General features: G+C 37.7%; 19 protein-coding genes and 2 pseudogenes. 8 read left to right on the top strand and 13 right to left on the bottom strand.

Annotation, left to right across the window (positions count from 1 at the left end):
• Positions 1-110 precede the first annotated feature (110 nt).
• The 4 genes from EDD71_RS02885 (at position 111) to EDD71_RS02870 (ending at position 4,084) form a co-directional block, all read left to right on the top strand.
• The gene (locus EDD71_RS02885; RefSeq protein WP_133627241.1) at positions 111-1,220 is read left to right on the top strand and encodes a phosphomevalonate kinase; all 1,110 of its coding nucleotides are present in this window, start codon (positions 111-113) and stop codon (positions 1,218-1,220) included.
• Positions 1,221-1,572: 352 nt separating this feature from the next.
• Complete coding sequence (locus EDD71_RS02880; RefSeq protein ID WP_243116379.1) at positions 1,573-2,079, top strand: MATE family efflux transporter; 507 nt, start codon at positions 1,573-1,575, stop codon at positions 2,077-2,079.
• An 89-nt stretch (positions 2,080-2,168) separates the two neighbouring features.
• Entirely contained in the window at positions 2,169-3,023 is an 855-nt protein-coding gene (locus EDD71_RS02875) for a GNAT family N-acetyltransferase (protein ID WP_133627239.1), read from the top strand.
• A gap of 128 nt (positions 3,024-3,151) precedes the next feature.
• Positions 3,152-4,084 (top strand): HDOD domain-containing protein, encoded by a 933-nt coding sequence (locus EDD71_RS02870; RefSeq protein ID WP_133627238.1) that lies wholly within the window; start codon positions 3,152-3,154, stop codon positions 4,082-4,084.
• Positions 4,085-4,398: 314 nt separating this feature from the next.
• On the opposite strand, the gene EDD71_RS02865 is transcribed toward EDD71_RS02870, so the two are convergent.
• On the bottom strand, positions 4,399-4,881 hold the full coding sequence (locus tag EDD71_RS02865) for a hypothetical protein (RefSeq protein WP_133627237.1): 483 nt from the start codon (positions 4,879-4,881) through the stop codon (positions 4,399-4,401).
• Between the two features lie 168 nt (positions 4,882-5,049).
• Between EDD71_RS02865 and istA the strand changes: the two are divergent.
• Together istA and EDD71_RS16075 are read left to right on the top strand one after the other, a co-directional pair.
• A pseudogene (gene istA / locus EDD71_RS02860) lies at positions 5,050-6,168 on the top strand (IS21 family transposase); the annotation flags it as partial.
• Between the two features lie 63 nt (positions 6,169-6,231).
• Positions 6,232-6,321: pseudogene (locus EDD71_RS16075) on the top strand (glycosyltransferase); the annotation flags it as partial.
• A gap of 175 nt (positions 6,322-6,496) precedes the next feature.
• Here the strand turns inward: EDD71_RS16075 and EDD71_RS02850 are convergent.
• Complete coding sequence (locus EDD71_RS02850; RefSeq protein ID WP_133627235.1) at positions 6,497-6,787, bottom strand: YmaF family protein; 291 nt, start codon at positions 6,785-6,787, stop codon at positions 6,497-6,499.
• Positions 6,788-7,100: 313 nt separating this feature from the next.
• On the opposite strand from EDD71_RS02850, the gene EDD71_RS02845 reads away from it, so the two are divergent.
• Positions 7,101-8,198, top strand: a complete 1,098-nt coding sequence (locus tag EDD71_RS02845) for a UvrB/UvrC motif-containing protein (protein ID WP_133627234.1) — start codon at positions 7,101-7,103, stop codon at positions 8,196-8,198.
• Between the two features lie 138 nt (positions 8,199-8,336).
• Here EDD71_RS02845 and EDD71_RS02840 read toward each other — a convergent pair whose 3' ends face one another.
• The 10 genes from EDD71_RS02840 to pyrB form a co-directional block, all read right to left on the bottom strand.
• Entirely contained in the window at positions 8,337-8,735 is a 399-nt protein-coding gene (locus EDD71_RS02840; protein WP_133627233.1) for a hypothetical protein, read from the bottom strand.
• Positions 8,736-8,926: 191 nt separating this feature from the next.
• Positions 8,927-12,115 (bottom strand): carbamoyl-phosphate synthase (glutamine-hydrolyzing) large subunit, encoded by a 3,189-nt coding sequence (gene carB / locus EDD71_RS02835; RefSeq protein WP_133627232.1) that lies wholly within the window; start codon positions 12,113-12,115, stop codon positions 8,927-8,929.
• A 61-nt stretch (positions 12,116-12,176) separates the two neighbouring features.
• Entirely contained in the window at positions 12,177-13,238 is a 1,062-nt protein-coding gene (carA, locus tag EDD71_RS02830) for a glutamine-hydrolyzing carbamoyl-phosphate synthase small subunit (protein ID WP_133627231.1), read from the bottom strand.
• Between the two features lie 113 nt (positions 13,239-13,351).
• Complete coding sequence (pyrE, locus tag EDD71_RS02825; protein ID WP_243116378.1) at positions 13,352-13,909, bottom strand: orotate phosphoribosyltransferase; 558 nt, start codon at positions 13,907-13,909, stop codon at positions 13,352-13,354.
• 47 nt (positions 13,910-13,956) lie between these two features.
• Positions 13,957-14,853: a dihydroorotate dehydrogenase gene (locus tag EDD71_RS02820; RefSeq protein ID WP_133627229.1), complete on the bottom strand. Its 897-nt coding sequence runs from the start codon at positions 14,851-14,853 to the stop codon at positions 13,957-13,959.
• Complete coding sequence (locus tag EDD71_RS02815; RefSeq protein ID WP_133627228.1) at positions 14,846-15,586, bottom strand: dihydroorotate dehydrogenase electron transfer subunit; 741 nt, start codon at positions 15,584-15,586, stop codon at positions 14,846-14,848. Before EDD71_RS02815 ends, EDD71_RS02820 begins: the two co-directional genes overlap by 8 nt.
• On the bottom strand, positions 15,570-16,436 hold the full coding sequence (pyrF, locus tag EDD71_RS02810) for an orotidine-5'-phosphate decarboxylase (protein ID WP_133627227.1): 867 nt from the start codon (positions 16,434-16,436) through the stop codon (positions 15,570-15,572). Before pyrF ends, EDD71_RS02815 begins: the two co-directional genes overlap by 17 nt.
• Positions 16,437-16,438: 2 nt before the next feature.
• A complete protein-coding gene (locus EDD71_RS02805; RefSeq protein ID WP_133627226.1) occupies positions 16,439-17,653 on the bottom strand; it encodes a dihydroorotase in 1,215 nt (404 codons plus the stop codon).
• A gap of 28 nt (positions 17,654-17,681) precedes the next feature.
• Complete coding sequence (locus EDD71_RS02800) at positions 17,682-18,113, bottom strand: aspartate carbamoyltransferase regulatory subunit (RefSeq protein WP_133627225.1); 432 nt, start codon at positions 18,111-18,113, stop codon at positions 17,682-17,684.
• A complete protein-coding gene (gene pyrB / locus EDD71_RS02795) occupies positions 18,100-19,038 on the bottom strand; it encodes an aspartate carbamoyltransferase (RefSeq protein ID WP_133627224.1) in 939 nt (312 codons plus the stop codon). The genes EDD71_RS02800 and pyrB overlap by 14 nt, the downstream gene beginning before the upstream one ends.
• A gap of 433 nt (positions 19,039-19,471) precedes the next feature.
• Here pyrB and EDD71_RS02790 point away from each other — a divergent pair, with 433 nt between their 5' ends.
• A complete protein-coding gene (locus tag EDD71_RS02790) occupies positions 19,472-19,954 on the top strand; it encodes a CYTH domain-containing protein (protein WP_133627223.1) in 483 nt (160 codons plus the stop codon).
• A 49-nt stretch (positions 19,955-20,003) separates the two neighbouring features.
• Here the strand turns inward: EDD71_RS02790 and bglH are convergent, their stop codons facing one another.
• Entirely contained in the window at positions 20,004-21,443 is a 1,440-nt protein-coding gene (gene bglH / locus EDD71_RS02785; RefSeq protein ID WP_133627222.1) for an aryl-phospho-beta-d-glucosidase, read from the bottom strand.
• Between the last annotated feature and the right edge of the window lie 117 nt (positions 21,444-21,560).

Below are 21,560 nucleotides of genomic sequence, written 5' to 3'. Positions count from 1 at the left end.
ATCGCCCGTTCATGTAGACAGTCACCTGTGGGCGAATGATATTCGCCCTACAATAATGATTTTCATTTTAAATTGTGTCGTTAATTAATAATTTGAAGGGATGTAGAGCCATGACACAATCAAGCTATAGTGCTAAAGCACCAGGAAAGCTTATGATTGCCGGAGAGTATGCTGTACTTGAGCCGAACCAAAGGGCTGTGGTCGTAGCCGTAAATCGTTATGTAAAAGCATATATAGGGCCATTCTCCCAGAATAAACTTTCTCTTCCACAGATGGGATTAGAAGATATTACCTGGGAAACAAGTGGCGAGAGAGTGCAATTTAGTGTATCGGATTCAAGGTTAAGCTTTATACAAAATTCAATTACTGTGGCAAGCCAATTTTTGCAGGAAAAATCGATTATACTTCGCCCATTTCAATTACAGATTGAAAGCGAACTTGATGACCCTGAAACAGGTAAAAAATACGGGCTTGGTTCAAGTGCGGCTGTTGTGGCTGCAGTTATTTCAGCCATATTATATTTACATAGCGATAGGGAAGAGCCTACTGCACTTGATGAAATTTTTAAGCTCTCAGCCATTGCCCATTTAAAAACCCAGGGAAGTGGTTCGGGAGCCGATATTGCCGCTGCTGTTTATGGTGGCTGGCTTGAGTATTCTGCCTTTAGTGCAAAATGGGTATTAAAGGAGTTTAAGCAGGGGGGAAAATTAACTGAGTTGATAGAGAAACCCTGGCCAAATTTGTTCATCAGGCCATTAACTCCGCCATCAACTCTTCAATTAGCTGTGGGCTGGACAAAGGAAGCAGCAGCAACAGGGCCTATGATTAAGAAGGTCCAAAGCTTTCGTGAGAAGAATTTACAAGCTTACAACGAGTTTCTAAAAGAAAGCTCTATTTCAGTTGCAAGGCTCATTAAAAGTTTTGAGATGAACGACTCCACAGAAGCCATTAATGCCCTTAAGCAAAACCGTAAAGCCCTCCAAAAGCTTGACGAAAATGCCGGCATAGCCATTGAAACAGCAAAGTTAAAAATTCTATGCTCTATTGCTGAAACCTTTGGAAGCGGCAAACCCTCAGGAGCAGGGGGTGGGGATTGCGGCATCGCCTTTCTAAAGGATGACGCTAAAATCCAGGAGATGTACAAAGCTTGGGAGGAGGCTGATATTAGCCCTTTAGATTTAAGTGTATCAAAAAAGGGGATTTCGGTGACAGGCTCATGAGTTGATATTTCTGGGAAAAAAGGCGGACAGTTATTCCTCAGTTTTGAAATCTTCTGGCTTGCTTATCCAATATCATCCGGGTATTTTCTTTCAAAACTTAAAGGGGACTTGAAGGTAAATAAACATAGACATCTCTTTCTAAGAATGTATAAAGGTTAGAAGGATGATGTCTATTTTTTCACGTATACTATTGATTTGAAGATGTTAATGTTAAGGTTTATAATTAATAATGAATTATATTACAATGATTTTATTGGTTAAATATTATAGTCCGGGGAATTGATGGAAACATAACGTCTGTTCGCTTTAACTTGCCATCATCTTTTGCTCATCTATAACCACTATGGTAAGTATGAATGTTGGAGCTGGACAAGGTGATAAGGCACGCAGATCCTGTTTTGAAGGCTGCATAATAAGTGCAATTACTGCAGCAATTTTAATTGCTATAGTTGTTCCTTTATCTCCTTATCTTACTATTTTATTTACACATGAGCAGGATGTACTTGATATTGCAAATAAGTCCCTGCATATTTACACCTACTCAGTTGTTGGATTTGGCATATGTATGGTTGAACAAGGTGCCTTTATAGGGTTAGGTCGTACAGGAATACCTCTAATCATGAGTATACTTAGAATATGGCTTTTAAGATATGTTTTTATTTTAGCAACGGAACATGTACTAGGATTTTATTCAGTATTTTGGGGTAATTTATTTTCTAACTACATGACAGCAATAATCACTACTATTTTAATTATGAGAATAAAATGGGTTTCTACTATATCACATAACTATATTAAAAATGATAATTCGATAAAAGAACCTGCTATTAGAAAATATCAACAAACTCATAGCAGCTAACGACATTAACATCTACCTTCCTTAAAGTGCGGATAATCATTAACTATTCCAAAAATTAAATAAAGTTTATTTTTCCTGGAGGCGATAGAATGATTATTTTTAAAAAAGTTACACACCTTGACTATAACGATTTACTTGATATAGCTAAGGATATTTGGGATGGAACTGATTATTTACCCTATGTTTTTCATGATTGGGTGGAAGATGAAGGTTACTTTTTAGGGGCATACGATAGGAACAATGACAAGTTAGTTGGATGTGCAAAACTTTCCATTCTTTATGATGGGACAGGCTGGCTGGAAGGATTGAGAGTTCATAGTAAATATAGGGGAAAGGGAATTGGTAGAGAACTTGCCATCAAAATATTAGATATTGCCAAGGAATTTTTGCGACAAGGAAGAATAAATCAAATTGCCTTTGCTACCCATGCTACAAATGTTGAAAGCATAAGTATAAATACCAAGCTTGGATTTGAAATGAAATACTCAAATATAATTTTATCAAAGGATGAAAATTATGCTCCAAGAATGAAGAAAGAGGATTTTACAGTGGAAAATTTTTATATAAGTTTTGATGATTTTAATAAACTTGATTATATTAGAAAACGTCAGGGACTTATTCCTCTGTCATTTAAATTTGAAAAGGTTACAAAGGATTTAATCGATAAAATGAATAGGAACAAGCAGTTTATTTCGATAAACGGATTCAAAGGAATGTATTCAATTAAGGGCGAGATAAGTTTTGAATGCTTTGAAACAAGTGTAGAAGCCCTGGATACCTTCTATGAATATTTTAGTATAATTTCTAAGGAGAAAAAATTATCCCCTCCATATACAACCATAATAAATGAAGATTTGCATTTAAAGGATAAGGCTATAGAACGGAAATTTATAACCTGGTTCGATTGGAAACCGGATTGCTTTTATTATGTCTTTACAAAATAGGCTCATGGACAAATATTGAGGATAAGATGGGTATGATTTGGCAAAGGGCGTAATAGTAAAGTTTCATCTTAATTTAACGAAAACTTAGCTAGATATTAAATGGAGCCAGATTGAATAGGAGGACAGTTATGAATTATACGGAGATAATTAAGCGCATAGAGGAATCTAAGGATTTACCAGTAGTGAACCGAGAGATAAATGAAATAATGGTTATGCTCAATGACTCTGAATCCCTCAATATAGAAGAACTTGCAGAAAAAATATCTAAGTGTGGTAATTTAAAAGAGACTCTGCTGGTCAATATAAATTCTGGCTATTTTAAATTAGCAAGAAGAGTGGAGTCATTATCGGATGCAATTATTTACTTGGGCATGATGACCGTAGAGAAACTGATAATAGCTTATCTGATTAAGTCTCTATTTCCAGATAACCTGGGGAAACCAACGAAATTAAGCAGAGATAAATACTGGAAACATTGTTTAGGCACTTCGATTGCAGCTAATATATTAGCAGAAAAATTAGGAAAGCAGGATAATTATAGATATTTCGCATATGGTTTAATCCATGATATCGGGGTGATGGTTATAGATGTATGTTTACCGGATGTTATCGATGAAGTAGTAAAAATGCAATATAAAGGTATTCATCAGATCGTGGCCGAGAGATTAATTATGCAAGGATATACACATACACATGCAGGGGCTTTGTTATGTGAAAAATGGAATTTACCTAATGATGTTAAGGCTATTATAGAACATCATCATACTCCATTAATGGCTGATGGTTATTTAGAAGATGTAATTATTATGAATGTAGCTGATTCTATTAGTACATTGTACTATGAAAGATTATTGTGTATGAATACTAACTATGTTTTTGATAAAAAGGCTATGGAAGTTTTAGGCATTTCAATGCAGGATATTGAAAGTATAAGTGAAGTTCTTCCACAGAAAGTCGATGAGGTAAGCAAACAACTTGGGTGGCAGCCTCTTGAGAATTGTAATCCTTTGCCGCAGTTTGGACATATGTTACTATCATCCAATTCGCTTTCACAAAAATAGCAATAAACGACTTTGCTTATGTTTGGTATAACCATCTAAGACCTCACACATATAATGGAGGACTTACACCATTTGAAGCGAGATATAGAAAATCAAAAGTATTAGGTTAAAGTGTTACAAAAATGCTTGACCACTGCACTTTACTTTTGTGTGTAAAAGTATGAAATAGCGACTACCTTAATCAAGGCCACTGGGCTAACTGAAGGACAGATTATTAAGATTAAGGAAAAACATTGGCAAGTATCTTTAGGGGAAGCATCCATAGATGTGATTTACACAAAACTATGGATGCTCCCGAGATTAAACCAGAAGCATTAATCTTTAATAATATACTTAATATCCAACAAATATATCTCTGCATTGGAATCTGGTGTTAGAGCATCTCTTCCAACAATAAGATCTCCCTTATGAGAAAATGAAATTGAATCGATTCGAGAAATTTCTGTTAAGTTTTTAACTTGATGAATTTCACCATTCTCATTCTTATATATTTCAAGCAGATCTTCATTACTCTTAACACACACAGTATCCTTATAAACATTGAATCCATTAATATGCTCGGATTTTATCCTGGTGTATTTTCCCGTTGATAAATCGTATACTCCCAATTCATTTGTCCTCCAGCTTGAGAAATCATGGAAATTAATGGAGTATATTTTATTATTGCTCAGCCTAGCATAACCTGGATATCTAAATTCAGATTTATATTTTTTAATCTCTGAGGTATTTAAATCATAAATTATATAATAACCCTGATTATCTATACAATCAGTCCATAGCAATTTGTTGTCTTCCATATGTTTATTGCATAATAGAAATGGACAGAGTTGCAAATAAAATTCCCCACTTTTGCAAACAAGAATTCCCCAGAATTGCAAAAAGCCATTGCAGGCACCACACCATAAATTTATCCTTGTAATAGAGAGACCAATCTCATTACAAGGGAGGAATGGGGAGTGCTAACAATGACTCAAGAACATAATACCAGAGGAATGTTCTTCGTGGAAGGAAAAAATATTTCTCAAATTTCAAGAGAAACTGGTTTTGACAGAAAGACTGTGAGGGCACGGCTTGAAAAGGATGATTGGAACAAAGAAAAACCAACGATTTCACATGGGTGCAGTTATCCGAGCCTTGATCCCTACAAAGCTACAATTGATGAGTGGCTTAATGCTGACAAAATGGCAAAGCGAAAGCAAAGGCATACTGCAAAGCGTATTTATGACAGGCTGATTGAGAAATATCCAGAAGACTTCGATGTCTCCTATCGTACAGTAGCAGGGTACGTTGCTGAAAAGAGAAAAGAGATTTTCGGCAAGGAGAAATGTGGGTATATTCCCCTTGAGCACATTCCGGGCGAAGCCCAGGCAGACTTTGGCGATGCAGAGTTTTATGAAAATGGAAAGCTATTCAGTGGAAAATATTTAAACCTATCGTTTCCGTATAGCAATAAAGGCTTTTTCCAACTCTTTAAGGGTGAAAACCAGGAATGCCTCTTTGAGGGTCTGACTGCAATTTTTGAATACATTGGTGGAGTGCCTCAAAGAATATGGTTTGATAATACAAGAACAATAGTAACTAAAGTATTGAAAGATGGTGGTAGAAACTTAACTGATGATTTCGTGAGGTTTATGGAACATTACAGGTTTGAATCGGCCTTCTGTAATGTAGAAGCAGGCCATGAGAAGGGCAATGTTGAACGAAAAGTTGGGTACCATAGAAGCAATATGCTCGTGCCAGTGCCTGAATTTCATAGTCTCAAAGAGTTTAATGAACAGATTTTAAAAAGGTGCGATGAAGACTCGCAAAGAGAGCATTATCGAAAGAATGCCACAATAGAAGAACTCTATGCAGAAGATAAAGCAGCTCTCCTCGATTTACCTTCAGTCTCATTTGACACTAGTAAATACCTTACAGTAAAGGCAAACGGGTATGGTCGGATTCACCTTAACAATGGCCTTCACGAATACTCTGTGTCACCTAAGTATGCCTACAGCCGTGTTGTTGTAAAGATAACTGCAAATCATGTAATTCCTCTTGATGAAAGCTATAGAGAAATTGTCAGGCATAATAGGCTTTACGGGCTAAAGTGACAGGCTCATGAGTTATGAGTTATTTAAGTGCCTGGCACTTGAGTTTACACAGATTCAGATATTTGTTTGTTTACATCATGGTATGAAGGTTTTGGTATGATACCTTTAGAAGCAATGGCATGTGGTACAACCGGATGCAGTTAAGAATATATTTGCATAAAAAAAATTTAGGTAGCCTGATAAAGGCTGCTATTTTATTTAAAGTTTGTGGCGGAAAACTCAGGGAGCGGGTTTCAACGCCCGCTCCTTAGTCAGATCAATGTATAGCGGAAGTTGCAGAGATCCTAAGCTATTCAACAGCCTCTTGTTTCGTACTTATCTACATGATTTCATCGCTTGAGTAAACCTTCATTCGATGGATATGGCCTGCGGCATATGCTGTTTTCCCCTTTATAAGATGGGTATGGCCCCCTCCTGGCAGTGGGACAGCAGGGCAGGTATAAAAACAATATTCATGAACATGTCCGTTATTATAGGTTGTTACACCTCGGATATAGTGTACATGCCCTGGAGTATCAGGGGCATAACTTGTAAATCCAGCAAAGCCATGGACGTGCCCATGCTCACAGGAGGTTATTCCTTCATAATAATGGGTATGACCACAGATCATAATATCACCTCTTTGCATTAGCTTCCTATGGTATAATATTCAGGATGGAGTTCTGAGTTGCAAAAAAAGTAGAAATTTAGAGTAAAATGTAGTATGAGCAATTACATTAAAGACCAGGCCTATGGGAAAGGGGAGTGGCATAAGCTGAATCATTGGGCATGAACCGAAGAATATAGCTGCAATAAAAACCTATGAAAGGGCAGGTTTTAAATTCCTTAAAACAATATAGAATATAGATAGATGGTGAGGATGAGCCGGAGTATGTTATGAGAATCTATAGGGATGAGGCTCAACATATTTTGGAGGAGATAGCGTGGACTTAAAGGAAAAAATCAAAAGACTCCCATCCTGTCCGGGGGTATATCTTATGAAGGATTCCCTGGGCAGCGTGATATACGTAGGAAAATCCAAAAACCTAAAGAGCAGAGTTTCATCATATTTTCAAAGCTCAAGGTCCCAGCCACCAAAGGTTGTAAAGCTAGTACAAAACTTAAAGGATTTTGACTATAAACTTACTGATACCGAGTTTGAAGCCTTTATGCTGGAATGTAAACTGATAAAGGAAATGAAGCCTATATACAACAAGCTGATGAAAAGCCCTAAATCCTATGTTTATATAAGGGTAGGAATCAAGGAAAAATATCCTGAAATTGAAATCACCAGCGAAGCCAACAGGGATGATGAAAGCCTGCATTTTGGGCCATACACCAACAGGAACACAGTGGAAAGAGGGCTTCAAGGTATTAAGGAATGCTGCAAAATACTGTGCAGCAACAACTCAAGAAGGGGTTCGGCCTGCCTTAATTATTCCCTGGGGCTGTGTATCGGCATGTGTTTGGAGGATTCTCCAAATGAAGAGTACCTTGCAATAGTTGATAGAATAGTAGGGCTCCTAAAGGGGAGCGATGAAAATATACTTGAGGAAATGAAATATAACATGAACAGTGCCGCGGAGAGCTTTGATTTTGAAAGGGCTGCCAGGTATAGGGACTATATAAGTGCGGTAAAATATCTAATCAATAAGGCCAGGGTTGTTGAATATACGGAGGAGAACAAAAACATAGCTGTTGTTGAGGATTTAAGGGACGACAGCTTTAAGCTTTTCCTTATTAAGGGAAACAAGGTGCTTTTCAGCGAAAGGTATGTGCCAGGGGATATTGAAGAATTAAAAGCTACATTAAAAACTAATATTATATACTACTTTAATAATAAAGCCAAAAATAACTCAATAGAAGTTGGAAGAGAGGATATTGACGAGGCCCAAATAATTTATTCCTACCTGAAAAGTAAATCCAGCAGCTGCAGGCATGTTGTGATTTCTGATAGGTGGCTGAAAACTCCGGATAATATAAACCTTGACAGGGCAATTAGCAAACTGCTGGATTTTATGATAAAAAGCAGGGAAGCATGATATTTGAGATAAATTTGAAGGTAGTTACAGAGATCAACTTGTTGGTTAAACCATATGGAAACAATAAGGGGCTGGTTAGATACCAGCCTCTTTAAAAATCCCTTGATTTATATGTCTTTTATTAAGGTTACAAGTACACTATCTGTCTAATTCTTTGCCGCAGTTTGGACATATGTTACTATCATCCAATTCGCTTCCACAAAAATAGCAGAAATCTATTTCAACATCTTTATACTTTGTTTTTTCCTGTACTGAATCTTCTGTTTGATTTTCATTTTTAATCCATAAATACAAGGAAATTGGTATAAATAATATAATTTGAATTATTTCCGTGTTTATGCCTATGGAATTTAAATAGTTATTTTTAAAAATTTCTATAAGTATGAAAGCGATAAAGGAAAATATTGTACTAAATATAACGATATTTCTAAAGCCTTTATAAAATTCATACCTTGCACGCAGTGCATATTTTTTTTCTAACAAACTAAATACTATGTAAATAACTATAATAAATCCCAGTTCTTTAATAAAATTCATTTACTCAACCCCATTCCCAAATATTAGAATTACATTTATTGAAATTTTAACATATAATTTTACATTTTTAAAGGATGAAGCAGAGCCTTAGAAGGGTTCGCGGTGTTTGAGGGAGAGCGAACCTTCTTAGGCTCTGCGAATCCGGTGCCATAGAACTTCTTTTCGAAGCGTAGCAGCGACAATATCTTTACTTATAAATAATATTCCTTTAGGGACAGCACATGAATTTCTTCCTGCCTTTGTTTTACGATAATAGCTTTCAAAAATTGACGGACTGTATCCAGACAGGTAAAGAGGGGAATTCTATACTCCAATGCCTTTCTTCTGATTTTAAATCCTTTTCTTTCCGTATCATTTCCCTTCGTAGGGATATTAAGAACTGCCTGGATTTTTCCTTTTTCTATGGCTTCCATGGCATGCTGGAAGGATAGGGCTTCACTGGGAATGTTGTTATCCTTTAAAAATTTCCATGTACCCTCTGAACAGTAGATTTTAAAGCCCTTGCCTATATAGTCTTTTATAACTTTAAGACCTTCCTTTCTGTCCACTTCTTTTAAGGAAACATATATATTTCCAGAGGTTGGGATATTAAAGCCTGCAGCAATAAATCCCTTGTAGAGTGCTTTATCATACTCCTTATCGATTCCCAAAACCTCACCGGTGGATTTCATTTCAGGCCCCAGGTAAACATCAACTTCCTGAAGCTTTTCATGGGAGAATACAGGAACTTTTACAGCATATAAATCTTTATTTTCTATTAGCCCCGTATTTGGAAGGATTTCGCAGAGCCTATCGCCAAGTATTACCTGAGTGGCAATCTGTATTATGGGAACTCCTGTAACCTTGCTTAAAACAGGTACAGTTCTGGAAGCCCTGGGATTTACTTCAATAATATAGAGATCTTTTCCATTATATACAAACTGGATGTTTATAAGTCCTTTTATATTTAAGCCCCTTGCTATTTTGCGTGTCGCTTCAACCAGCTCATTAACAGTTTCCTGCTTTAGGCTTCGAGCTGGATAAACGGTGATGCTGTCTCCAGAATGGATGCCACTTCTCTCGATGTGTTCCATAATACCCGGAATTAGAACATCATCTCCGTCTGATATGGCATCCACTTCTATTTCCTTACCTTTTATGTACTGGTCTATTAAGATGGGATGTTCACTGGAATAATTTATCGCTTCTTTCATATATTGAATTAACTTTTCTCTGTCATATACCACTTCCATAGCACGGCCGCCAATGACGTATGAAGGTCTTACTACTACTGGAAAGCCTAATTTATCCGCAGCATAGATGCCTTCCTCAATATTTTTTACTGCCATTCCTGCTGGAGTTTTGATTCCCAGGGCTTCCAGGAAACTTCTAAATTTATCCCTATCCTCGGCTAAATCTATAGAGTGAAAGGATGTACCAAGAAGTCTTACTCCATTTTCCTCTAACTCCTTTGCCAGGTTAATAGCCGTCTGTCCGCCGTATTGTACTATGACTCCCTCGGGCTTTTCCTGCTCTATGACGTTCATAACGTTTTCAATATTAAGGGATTCAAAATACAGCTTATCGGAAGTATCAAAGTCAGTGCTTACGGTTTCAGGATTATTGTTAATGATTATGGACTCATAACCGGCTTTTTTGATGGCCCAGATTCCATGAACGGAGCAATAGTCGAATTCAATTCCCTGGCCTATGCGAATAGGACCGGAACCAATAACGACTATCTTTTTCCCCGAAGAGATATTATTTTCGTTCTCTTCTTCATAACAGGAGTAGTAGTAAGGGGTTTTTGCATCAAACTCTCCTCCACAGGTATCTACAATTTTATATACAGGATAAATGTTGTATTCTTTTTTTATCTTATTCAATTGTTTCTTATCAATTCCTGTGAGGAAAAGAATTTCTCTATCTGTAAATCCCAGCTTCTTTGCCTCCTTTAGAAGGGGTGCGTTTAGTTCTTCCTCCTGAAGTCTTCTTTCCATATGGATGATCCTTTGTATGCCGTGCAGGAACCAGTTATCAATTTTAGTGATTTCATGGAGTTTTTCTATGCTTATTCCCTTTCTCAAGGCTTCTGCAATGGCAAAAATCCTTTCATCATCATGCTTATCTATTTTATTTAGGAGTTCTTCCTTTGTGAGGGTGGAGAGCTTTTCAAGTCTTAGTCCGAAAATTTTCCCTTCTAATGAAGTTATTGCTTTTAAAAGAGCGCTTTCAAAGGTTCGGTCAATGGCCATGACTTCACCGGTGGCTTTCATCTGTGTTCCTAGGGACCTTTTTCCATTTTGAAATTTATCAAAGGGCCATTTTGGAATTTTTACTACTACATAATCCAGGGCAGGTTCAAAACAGGCGCTGGTACTTTTTGTGACATCATTTTTTAATTCGTCCAGGCAGTAGCCAATTGCAATTTTTGCTGCAATTTTTGCTATGGGGTATCCTGCAGCTTTGGAAGCTAGTGCGCTTGAACGGCTGACTCTGGGATTTACTTCTATAACTACATATTTTTCGCTCTTTGGATCCAGTGCGAACTGAATATTGCATCCTCCCTCAATTTTAAGGCTTCGGATTATCTTTATGGCTGCTTTCCTAAGCATTTGATATTCCTTATCCCTTAAAGTCTGGGAAGGAGCTGCTACGATGCTGTCTCCCGTATGGATTCCTACAGGATCTATGTTTTCCATATTGCAGATGACGATGCAGTTATCCTTTTTATCCCTCATAACCTCGTACTCGATTTCCTTCCAGCCTGCTACACTTTGTTCCAGCAGAATTTGTCCAATAGGACTGCTGGATATTCCCTTTTTACATAGGTCTATGAGCTCCTCTTCGTTTTTAGCGATTCCACCACCTGTTCCTCCGAGGGTATAGGCTGGACGGATAATTACCGGGAATCCTGCTTCTTTAACGAAGGTCTTGCACTCTTCAAGAGTTGTTGCGATAATGCTCTTAGGAACCGGTTCACCAATTTGAAGCATGAGCTTTTTAAAGGCTTCACGATCCTCTGCCATGTGTATTGCAGATTCATGTATACCTAAAAGCCTTACGTTATTTTTTTCCAAAATTCCTGAAGTTTTAAGATCCATGGCGAGGTTCAATGCAGTTTGTCCACCAAATCCGGCCAAAATACCATCTGGTTTTTCTCTTTCAATGATTTTTTCGAGGATCTTTATATTTAGAGGTTCTATATATACTTTGTCTGCCATATTCATATCCGTCATAATGGTAGCGGGATTGCTGTTTACGAGTACAGTTTCAATGCCTTCTTCCCTTATAGCTTTGCAGGCCTGGGTTCCTGAATAGTCGAACTCAGCAGCCTGCCCAATAATAATAGGACCGGAACCGATAATCATAACTTTTTTTAATGTTTTATCCACTGGCATATACATTCCTCCCTAAGCCTTTGTAGTTTGATAGATACTTTAGAAATAATAGGTGCGGCAGTTAATTCATGGAGCTCAGGAATTTTTCAAATAGATAAGCTGTATCTTCAGGTCCCGGTGCTCCTTCAGGGTGAAATTGTACTGAGAATACAGGAAGTTCCCTGTGCCTCATTCCCTCTACTGTTCCATCGTTTAAGTTGACATGGGTTACAATCATTCCCTTGTCCTTTATGCTCTCAGGGTTTACGCTATACCCATGATTTTGAGAGGTTATATAGGCTTTTTCTCTTTCCATATCATAGACTCCGTGATTTCCTCCACGGTGACCATATTTCATCTTGTAGGTGTCTCCACCCAAGGCCAGGGCTAGAACCTGATGCCCCAGGCATATTCCAAAGGTAGGAAGTTTTTTAATGATTTTTCTGATATGGGGAAGATATGGCGACATACTCTTTGGGTCTCCCGGCCCATTGCTTAGGAGGACCCCATCGGGATGAACAGCCATGATCTCATCATAGGTTGAGTTATATGGAAAAATAGTAATGTCACAGTCAAACTCTTTTAAATTTCGAATGATATTTGCCTTTGAGCCAAAATCGATGACGGCAACTTTTGGACCTGTTCCTGGAATATGAATAATTTTGACGGTACTTACATCCTGTATAAGATCCTCTTTAAGAGGGACTGTTTTTATATATGTTTCAAGCTGTGCAATAGATAAGTTTTCGTTGGAAATTACGCATTTAACAGTTCCTTCTTTTCGGATCTTTTTTGTGATACTCCTTGTGTCTACATCATATACTCCAACTACATTCATTCGCTTTAGAAATTCATCCAGGGTTTCTTCCTTCATATAGTTTGAAGGGTGTTGAGAGATAGATTTTACAACAAATCCCTTTGCGTGGACCCTGTTAGATTCTTGTTCCAGCTTATTGATTCCATAATTTCCTATTAGTGGATAAGTCATTGTGATGACTTGACAGGCGTAGGAAGGATCGGTAAGGATTTGCTCATAGCCTGTCATAGAAGTATTAAATACCAGTTCACCAACGGATGTGCCTGTTTTTCCAAAACCTTTACCTGCATAAATTGTACCATCTTCCAAGTATAAAATCCCTTGCATTATATCCACCTCATTTTCTAAATTTTATTTGAGGCAGAGGGCTGCAGCTTAAGCATTCCCTTATTAGCCTCACTGGACTAAGTTAAAGGTTTTATCATTTTTATATTATAGCTTTATTTAATATTTCTACTTCCAGGTTTTATATAAGGAAGCCCCTGGTTACAAAGGGGGCATGATCCCTCCTCAAAACTTTCTGTTTTCATTTTTATTGCGCTGTAGATTGGGTAGTCAATATTGCTGTTTTCTCTATCTACTATGCAGGCAATCCCTATGACCTCTCCACCGAGCGATTTGATTACTTCTGCAGTTTCCAGGGAGGACTTTCCAGTAGTTACAACATCCTCTGTAATTAATACTTTCTGGCCTTTTTTGATTTCAAATCCTCTTCTAAGGGTCATTTTTCCATCTGCTCTTTCAGTAAAGAGAGCCGGCTTTCCAAGCTGTCTTCCTATTTCATATGCAACGATTATTCCTCCCATTGCAGGACCTACTACTATGTCGAAGTCTAATTCTTTTATTTGTTCTACCACAACATTTAAGACTTTTTCTGCTTTATCCGGATATTGTAGAAGCTTTGCACACTGAAAATATTTGCTGCTGTGGCGTCCTGAAGAGAGGAGAAAATGTCCCTCCAGAAGTGCCCCTGATTCCTTTAATAAGTCAATTACCACGGTATCCCCTCCTTGAACTTTTTCGGTATATATTATTAATACTGAGCTTATGCAATTCCACGGATTTCACTGATATCTTTAATACCCTCTTTTTCCATAAACTCCTGTATCCCTGAAAGAATATCAAGACATATGTCCGGTTTTATAAAGTTTGCAGTTCCAATCTGTACAGCATGGGCCCCCGCCATAATAAATTGAATGGCATCCTTTGCTGAAGTAATACCACCCATTCCCACAACTGGAATATTCACGGCCTTTGAAACATCGTAAACCATTCTTAGAGCGACAGGCTTTATGGCAGGGCCAGACAATCCGGCATAAATATTTTCAAATACGGGCTTTCTTTTATGAATATCGATTTCCATTGCCTTAAAGGTATTCACTAAAGAGAGGGCATCTGCACCTCCTTCACAGCATCTAAAGGCCATATCCACAATATCCTCCGCATTGGGAGACAGCTTTACCATAAGAGGTTTTTTGCAGCAGCTTTTTGCCTCCCGTACTACTTGATAGGCGATGCTGGATTTAACTCCAAATGCCATTCCACCATATTTCACATTAGGGCAGGAGATGTTGAGTTCTATCATGTCAACGTCCGTCTGGTTTAAAAGTTCTATGCCCTTGATATATTCATCTATGGTACATCCCCCAAAATTTGCAATGATTTTTGTTCCCAATCTTTTCATTCTGGGGAGTTCCTCATCAATAAATCTTATTACTCCGGGATTCTGAAGGCCTACACTGTTTAACATTCCACCTGGGGTCTCGTAAATCCTAAGTCCATTATTTCCTTCCCTGGGGTGCAGGGTTAGCCCTTTTGTTGTGATAGCTCCTAATTTTGATACATTATATAGTGAGGAATACTCCTGTCCAAATCCAAAGGTTCCGGAAGCAGCGATTATTGGGTTTTTAAAATTCACTCCTGCTATGTTTACATTAAGCATCCCATATCACATCCTCCCCTAAAAATACCGGTCCGTCCTTACAGGTCCTTCGGTTTCCATTTTTTGTTTTGCAGGTGCAGACAAGGCAGGCGCCTATGCCGCAGGCCATATGTTTTTCCATAGATACAAAAATTGGAACATTATATTCTTTACATAATTTAACTGTTTTCATCATCATTTTTTCCGGGCCACAGCATAACACTATATCATAGGATGAAGGGTTAAAAATTTCGGTAATGTATCCTTTCACTCCTGTATTTCCGTTTTCTGTAGTCAAATAAATTTTATCTGTATACTTCTTCATGTCATCGATACCGTATACTTCATCACGAAAACCGGCATATAGATGAAGGGTGGAAACCTTGAGATTTTTAGAGAGGTAAAGCATCGGTGCAATTCCTATGCCTCCGGATATAATGGCGGCTTTACCCTTTATATTTTCAACGTTAAATCCCTTTCCTAAAGGCCCCAGGATTTGTAATTGTTCTCCCTTCCTTAACTGGCTTAGAAACTTTGTGCCTTCCCCAACTACAGAATACAGAAAGGATATTTTATTTTCATGTATATCATGTATGCTGATGGGCCTGGGAAGCAGAGGGTTTAGTCCATAGGTTTTTAACATATAAAATTGTCCTGGGACTCCTTTGAATTTTCCACTTAGAGAGAGTTTATATATTCCTTTAGAAATTTCCATGTTTTCATCTACGATTTCAACTCTATATTGAAAGTTCATTCTGGATTTCCTCCCTCATTTTTATCACTTCATTCCTTGCACATATATCGAATTCATTCTCTCCACCCTCAACTTTTTTGTATGCAAGGAGTACCGCCCTTGAGGAGTTTACAACGCCTCCATTTCCATTTCTTAGATATACGGCTGCTTCTTTTGCTCCTCCCCCCTGAGCACCATATCCGGGGATGAGAAAGAAAGTGTGATTGAGTTTTTTTCTAAGATCCAATCCTTCTTCTATATGAGTACAGCCCACAACCCCTCCAATTGAGCTATAACCGCAGCTTCCCATAAAATCTAAACCTAGTTTTTGGAGTTTTTCACCAACATGTTGATAGACTCTTATTCCCTTTCTATCCTCAATGTACTGGATATCCTCAGCCCCGGGATTTGAAGTTCGAATGAGAGCAAATAAGCCCTTTTGATTTTCTTTTACATATTTTAAATAGGGAGTAAGACTATCAAGTCCCATGTAGGGGTTTACGGTGATATAATCGCTTTCAAAGTCTCCTTCAAAATGTGCTTTTGCATACATTTCAGCCGTCTTTGCTATATCTCCTCTTTTGATATCTGCAATGGTGATTAGTTTAAGGCTTCTCAGATATTCCAGGGTCTTTTTATATGCCATGAGTCCATTTAAGCCACAGGCTTCATAATAGGCGATTTGTACTTTAAAGCAGGCGGCTATATCAGAAGTTGCATCTATGATTTTTTGATTAAAGCGGAAGATAGATTCCTCTATGGTATTGAACTTTTCCATAAAATTTTTAGGAATGTAACTAACGTCTGTATCAAGCCCTACGCAGATTGGGCCCTTTTTCTCTACTTCATGATAAAGTATATCTGCAATCATGATTAGCCCTCCAATCCCTGAGATACATAGGATGAATTCTTATATACCACTTTTCCGGATTTAATTGTCATTACTATAACTCCATATAGCTTCATACCTTCAAAGGGGGTGTTTTTCCCTTTGGAAGCGAATTCTTCAGAGGAAACATTAACTTTCCTTTGAATATCTATTAAGGTTAGGTCACCGTCATATCCTATTTTGATTTCTCCCTTATTTAATCCCATGATTCTTGCCGGGTTTTTTGACATGATTTCCGACAGCTTGTTAAGTGTAATATATCCTTTCTTTACGAGTTTGCTGTAGCATACCGAAAAGGCAGTTTCTATTCCGGATATTCCAGGGACTCCATTTTGTTTATCCTCTAAAGTATGGGGAGCATGATCCGTACCTATGGCGTCTACCCAACCTTCTTGAATGCATCTAATTAAAAACTCTATATCTTCTTTTTTACGAAGAGGAGGATTGACCCTATATTCCACGTCTTCTGTAAGTGCAATATGATGTGGTGTTACTTCGCAGGTAATGTCATATCCACTTTTCTTTGCTTCCACTATATATTCCATAGCTTCCTTTGTGCTTACATGGGCAACATGAAGGGGACATCCTGTAAATTTTGCCAGAGAAATATCTCTCCAGGTCATTGTGTTTTCTGCGAGACGAGTATCTACTTCAGTAAGTTCTTCATTTTCTGCATGGGTAATAATTCTAATTCCTTTTTTCTTTGCCTTCATCATTGCCTCAATCATTACTTTGCTGTTTAAAACTCCTTTACCATCATCTGAGATAAATTTTACAGAAGGCTCAAGTTCATCAATGTGGTTTGTATCTTTACCGCCCAATTCTCTTGTAATGGAAACTGTTTGATGTACATCTACGATGCCAACTTTTCCAGCTTTTTTTAGCACATAATTTACAATATCCATGTTGTCACAAACAGGCTTTGTATTTGCCATCAGGTTTACTGCTGTATATCCTCCCTTTATGGCTGCTAAACTTCCGGTTAACAGGTCTTCTTTATGTGTTAAGCCTGGATCTCTAAAATGACTATGCAGGTCTATGAAGGAAGGTAAAAGCATAAGTCCTCTGGCATGCAGGGTTTTACAATCTTTATTTAAATTTTTTCCGATCTCCTCAATAAACCCATCTTTAATGTAGACGTCCCCGGGGAAGTCCTGGGATGCGTCCACAATCCTTGCTCCCTTTATTAAAAGTTCCATTGCTGCACCTCCAGGCTCAATTATCTTTTTATATTTCTGTAAGTCTATAGATTTCATCACAATACCTGCATCTATATTCCCCCTTTGACTCATCAACCAGATAGAATTCATGGGGGATGTAGTTTTCCATGGAAGTTATGCACCTTGGATTTTTACATGTTATAATGTCCTCAACTTTTTCCGGTAGTTTGGGATAAATCTTTTCTACTATATTTTCATCCTTTATGATGTTAATTGTAATATTAGGATCTATAAGCCCCAGTGCTGTAATATCCACATCGATTGCATTTTCTATTTTAATCATATCTTTTTTACCCATCTTTGAACTTGAAGCATTAATAATGAGGGCCACAGAAAAATCTGCTTTATTCAGCGCCAGATAGTTAAATATTTTAATTCCTGTTCCTGCTTTAATGTGATCTATAACAATTCCTTTTTTTATACTGTTAATCGTTAACATGTTCATCCACCCCCAATAATTTTAATATGAGTGCCATTCTTACAAACATTCCGTATTTTGCTTGCTTGAAATAACAGGCCCTGGGATCGGAGTCTACTTCATAGGCAATTTCGTTCACTCTGGGAAGAGGGTGGAGAACAATCATGTCTTTGGGTGCTTTCTTCATTTTTTCTGCATCCAATATATAACTGTCTTTCAGGCGGATATAATCCTCTTCATTGAAAAACCTTTCTCTTTGTACCCTGGTCATATAGAGGATATCAAGGGAGTCTATGACTTCCTCCAATTTTTCATTTTCGATAAAATCGATGTTTCCCTTACGTAAAACTTCTTTCTTTATATAATCAGGAATTTTTAATTCTTCGGGAGAAATTAGGATGAATTTGTTGTTTTCATACCTTGACATGGCTTTTAGAAGGGAATGTACAGTTCTTCCAAATTTTAAATCGCCACATATCCCAATGGTAAGATTAAACAGACGTCCTTTTAGGATTCTTATGGTTAAAAGATCCGTTAATGTTTGTGTGGGATGCTGATGCCCTCCATCTCCTGCATTGATTACTGGAATATCTGAATACATGGAGGCAACTTTAGGAGCTCCTTCCTTTGGATGTCTGATAACGGCAATATCAGCATAGCATGAGATGGTTCTTATCGTGTCTGCTACGCTTTCACCCTTTGCGACTGAGCTTGAATTGGGCTCGTAAAAGCCAAGTACCTTTCCACCAAGTTTTAACATTGCTGATTCAAAACTCAACCTGGTTCTTGTGCTGGGTTCATAAAAAAGAGTGGCTAAAATTTTTCCGTCACAGAGATGAGAAAAATCTTTTGGATTGGATATGATTTGCTCGGCTAATTTGAAAATTTCTTCTAATTCTTGAACGGAAAAATCCATGGGATCGATTAGGTGTCTTCCTTTTAACATAATTTTCTCCTCCTTTTTAGCCTCACTGGACTAGATTTAAAGGATAATAAAAATGCCTTCCTTTTATGGAAGGCATATGTATACTTTTCTATAATATACTTTAAAAGGTATAAAAATTATGCGTATACTAAAAAATTATCATCTGAATTTATGCCTTCCTGGCCTCACTGGACCAAATTTAAAGGTTGATTTTTATTAAAGATATCATACTATTTTTTTGTTGTCAAGAATCAAATGATAATTTTATGCCGGGGATTGCAAAACGGAAGTGATACGGTTGTATATTCCGTGTTATAAGAGCAGTGCTTGGGGAAATTTTAATAAACATGTCAGCCAGAAAATCAGTCAGCATAAAGGCTTGTTGCTGTCCACAAAAAACTTAAGAGATGATAGAATAGAGATATGCATATTTAAAATTTACCGAGGTGATTAAATGGCTGTGGAAATAGAAAGAAAGTTCCTTTTAAGTTTCATACCCGATAACCTTAAAATCCAGGAGAGGAAAACCATATATCAAAGCTATCTTGCAACTGGAAAGGAGGAAGTAAGGATTAGAAGGGTTGAATGGGAAGATAAAAGCAAGTTCTATATGACCTACAAAAACAGGCTTAATAATAAGCAGGGCAGGGAAGAGATAGAAATCGAAATTACTGAAAATACCTACCATCAGCTAAACAATAAATCCGTACCTGTCATAAAGGATAGGCTTGTTATTGAACTTGGGAATGGCCTATATGCTGAAGTTGATATTTTTAAAAATATAGGTTTTGAGCTGAAAACTGTAGAAGTTGAGTTTAAATCCTATGAGGAAGCTGAGGGTTTTGTGCCGCCTGACTGGTTTGGAAGGGAACTTACGGGGACAAAGGAGTATAATAATCAGTCCCTGTGGATGAAGGTTAATGGAAGGGATAGTTGACATGGAAGTAAAAACAAGGTGTGCTCCTTACAGGAACACACCTTGTTTTTTATAATTCTTCTCCATTGCTTTCTATAACCTTTTTATACCAGTTGAAGCTCTTCTTTTTAATTCTCCTCAGGGTTCCATTGCCTTCATTGTCCTTATCAACATAAATGAATCCATAGCGCTTTTTCATTTCTCCAGTTGATGCGCTCACAAGGTCAATTGGCCCCCAGGTTGTATATCCTATTAAATCAACACCGTCTTCAATAGCTTCGGCCATTTCGATGATGTGATCCCTCAGGTATTGAATTCTGTAGTCATCGTTTATAACATCGCCCTCTTCAACAACGTCAACTGCACCAAGGCCGTTTTCAACAATGAAGAGAGGTTTCTGGTAGCGATCGTAGAATTGATTTAAAAGATATCTCAATCCCTTGGGGTCTATCTGCCATCCCCAGTCTGAGGATTTGAGGTATGGATTCTTAACCCCTCCAAATATATTTCCAGAGGCTTTCTCTGCATTCTCACTTGCTGTGCTTACAACAAGGCTCATATAGTAGCTAAAGCCTATATAATCCACTGTATGTGCCCTTAGTATTTCCTCATCTCCAGGAAGCATTTCAATATTTACGTTGTTTTCCTTGAAGAAGCGCTTTATGTATGAAGGATAATATCCCCTTGCCTGAACATCCCCGAAGAAGAGTGAAATTCTGTCCCTCTGCATCGCCTCAAAGACATCATTTGGATGACAGCTGTATGGATAGGTAGGTATACCTGCTATCATGCATCCTATCTTTGCATCAGGGATAATTTCGTGGCAAGCCTTAACTGCAAGTGCACTTGCTACAAACTGATGATGGATAGCCTGGTAGACTACCTGGTTTCTATTTTCTCCCTCCTTGAGGATGATTCCACCGCCTATAAAGGGAACATGTGCCATAACGTTGATTTCATTGAAGGTCATCCAATATTTAACTTTATCCTTGTATCTTTCAAAAAGGGTTTTAGCATATCGTACATAGAAATCAATGAGCCTTCTATCTCTCCAACCACCATAGTTTTTAACAAGCCCCAGAGGCATTTCATAGTGGGATATGGTAACCACAGGCTGGATGTTGTATTTTAAAAGTTCGTCAAAGAGGTCATCATAAAACTTCAGGCCCTCTTCATTTGGAGTTTCCTCATCACCATTTGGGAAGATTCTTGTCCATGCTATTGATGTTCTAAAGCATTTAAAACCCATTTCGGCGAACAAAGCTATATCTTCCCTGTATCTGTGGTAAAAGTCGATGGCTTCATGGGATGGATAGTATACTCCCTCCAAAGTATCTAAAACTATTGAAGGATCCGATGCTATTTTGAACCTGTCAGGGCCAACTGGTAAAATATCTGCTGTTGATAGCCCCTTTCCACCTTCACGGTATGCGCCTTCAGCTTGATTGGCCGCAATAGCGCCACCCCAGAGAAAGCCCTCTGGAAAGCGTCTTGATTTTATAGTGCCCATTTTGATTCCTCCCTGCTATATATTTTTCTGTGAATTTCTATAAATCTTCAAAGGCCTTTCGAAATTTTTACGATAATTATTATATTATAAAAGTAAGTATATTATTATATAATGCAT

Origin of the sequence: Fonticella tunisiensis (genome assembly GCF_004364155.1) — a bacterium.
GTDB lineage: Bacteria > Bacillota > Clostridia > Clostridiales > Caloramatoraceae > Fonticella > Fonticella tunisiensis.
This window is presented reverse-complemented; position numbering and strand designations above follow the sequence as displayed.

Excerpts from the sequence above, each read along its gene's own strand:
- EDD71_RS02885 (WP_133627241.1), top strand. The coding sequence starts at position 111 with ATGACACAATCAAGCTATAGTGCTAAAGCACCAGGAAAGCTTATGATT.
- EDD71_RS02880 (WP_243116379.1), top strand. The coding sequence starts at position 1,573 with ATGAATGTTGGAGCTGGACAAGGTGATAAGGCACGCAGATCCTGTTTT.
- EDD71_RS02875 (WP_133627239.1), top strand. The coding sequence starts at position 2,169 with ATGATTATTTTTAAAAAAGTTACACACCTTGACTATAACGATTTACTT.
- EDD71_RS02870 (WP_133627238.1), top strand. The coding sequence starts at position 3,152 with ATGAATTATACGGAGATAATTAAGCGCATAGAGGAATCTAAGGATTTA.
- EDD71_RS02865 (WP_133627237.1), bottom strand. The coding sequence starts at position 4,881 with ATGGAAGACAACAAATTGCTATGGACTGATTGTATAGATAATCAGGGT.
- EDD71_RS02850 (WP_133627235.1), bottom strand. The coding sequence starts at position 6,787 with ATGATCTGTGGTCATACCCATTATTATGAAGGAATAACCTCCTGTGAG.
- EDD71_RS02840 (WP_133627233.1), bottom strand. The coding sequence starts at position 8,735 with ATGAATTTTATTAAAGAACTGGGATTTATTATAGTTATTTACATAGTA.
- carB (WP_133627232.1), bottom strand. The coding sequence starts at position 12,115 with ATGCCAGTGGATAAAACATTAAAAAAAGTTATGATTATCGGTTCCGGT.
- carA (WP_133627231.1), bottom strand. The coding sequence starts at position 13,238 with ATGCAAGGGATTTTATACTTGGAAGATGGTACAATTTATGCAGGTAAA.
- EDD71_RS02820 (WP_133627229.1), bottom strand. The coding sequence starts at position 14,853 with ATGCTTAATGTAAACATAGCAGGAGTGAATTTTAAAAACCCAATAATC.
- EDD71_RS02815 (WP_133627228.1), bottom strand. The coding sequence starts at position 15,586 with ATGAACTTTCAATATAGAGTTGAAATCGTAGATGAAAACATGGAAATT.
- pyrF (WP_133627227.1), bottom strand. The coding sequence starts at position 16,436 with ATGATTGCAGATATACTTTATCATGAAGTAGAGAAAAAGGGCCCAATC.
- EDD71_RS02805 (WP_133627226.1), bottom strand. The coding sequence starts at position 17,653 with ATGGAACTTTTAATAAAGGGAGCAAGGATTGTGGACGCATCCCAGGAC.
- EDD71_RS02800 (WP_133627225.1), bottom strand. The coding sequence starts at position 18,113 with ATGTTAACGATTAACAGTATAAAAAAAGGAATTGTTATAGATCACATT.
- pyrB (WP_133627224.1), bottom strand. The coding sequence starts at position 19,038 with ATGTTAAAAGGAAGACACCTAATCGATCCCATGGATTTTTCCGTTCAA.
- EDD71_RS02790 (WP_133627223.1), top strand. The coding sequence starts at position 19,472 with ATGGCTGTGGAAATAGAAAGAAAGTTCCTTTTAAGTTTCATACCCGAT.
- bglH (WP_133627222.1), bottom strand. The coding sequence starts at position 21,443 with ATGGGCACTATAAAATCAAGACGCTTTCCAGAGGGCTTTCTCTGGGGT.